This is a genomic window from Deltaproteobacteria bacterium (assembly GCA_009930495.1).
Taxonomy (GTDB): domain Bacteria; phylum Desulfobacterota; class Desulfovibrionia; order Desulfovibrionales; family Desulfomicrobiaceae; genus Desulfomicrobium.
The window spans coordinates 1-1,049 of sequence record RZYB01000476.1; the positions used below are offsets into that span (position 1 = coordinate 1).

At 68.0% G+C, this 1,049-nt stretch carries 2 protein-coding genes; both read left to right on the forward strand.

Annotated elements, in window-relative coordinates; translation table 11 throughout:
* Positions 1–684: ATP-binding cassette domain-containing protein (locus tag EOL86_15585; GenBank protein ID NCD26992.1), on the forward strand; the 684-nt coding region annotated here is incomplete at its 5' end.
* Positions 685–1,049, forward strand: a 365-nt coding sequence (locus tag EOL86_15590) for an ABC transporter permease (protein ID NCD26993.1), incomplete at its 3' end; no start/stop codon positions are given. It abuts the gene before it with no gap.

Sequence of the window (1,049 nt, forward strand, 5' to 3'; positions counted from 1 at the left end):
GACACCCTGGCCGATCCCGACCATCTGCGCCGCCGTCTGGGCTATCTGCCGCAGCAGATCGGGGCCTATCCCGGCATCAGCGGCCGGGATCTGCTCGACCGCTTCGCCTGGCTCAAAGGGCGCACCGACAGCGCCGAGCGCCGAGCCGAAGTGGAAGCGCTTCTCGCACGGGTCAACCTATCCGACGCGGCCCACCGCGCCGTGGCCACCTACTCCGGCGGCATGATGCGGCGTTTCGGCATCGCCATGGCCCTGATCGGATCGCCGCGCCTGCTTATCGTGGACGAGCCCACGGCCGGACTCGATCCGGCCGAGCGCAACCGTTTTCACCGGGTTCTGGCCGACGTGGCCGAGGCTGCGGTGGTCCTCTTGTCCACACATATTGTCGAGGACGTGGAGAACCTGTGCGCCCGGCTGGCCATCATGGCCAAGGGCCGCATCGTGGCCGAGGGCGCGCCCGGCGAGCTGACCGCCCGTCTCCAGGACCGTCTCTGGTCGCGGGTCGTGCCGCGTGGCGAAGACCTGCCCAGGGCCATGCGTCTGACCGCCGCGCCCGAGGGCACCCTGGCCGTGGTCCTGGCCGAGGACTGCCCCGGACCAGAGTTCACGCCGCGCCGGGCCACCCTGGAAGACGTCTACCACGCGGCCCTGGCTGATGCCGGCGTGACCGACGAGGAGGCGTAGATGAATTTTTTCCTGCGTGAGGCCTGGAACGAATTCCGGGCCGGACTGCGCGGCGGCGTGCTGCCGCTCATCTACGTCGTGCTGACCGGCTACATCCTCATTGTCATGACCAGCGCGGACAATCTGCAAAAAATGGGCGCCATCGACATCCCGCGCAATGCTCCGGGGCTGGTGTATCTGATGACTTCGGGCGACGCCTTTTTCCTGTTCTTCGCCTGGGCCTGGATTTTCGCCCAGCCCATTGTCCGCGACCGCAACAGCCATCTGGACGAAATCGTCCTGGCCGCGCCCCTGTCCCTGTGGCGCTTGCTTGCGGCCCGCTATGTCGGCGCCCTGGGCGTGGCCCTGGTCATCGGCACCTCGCA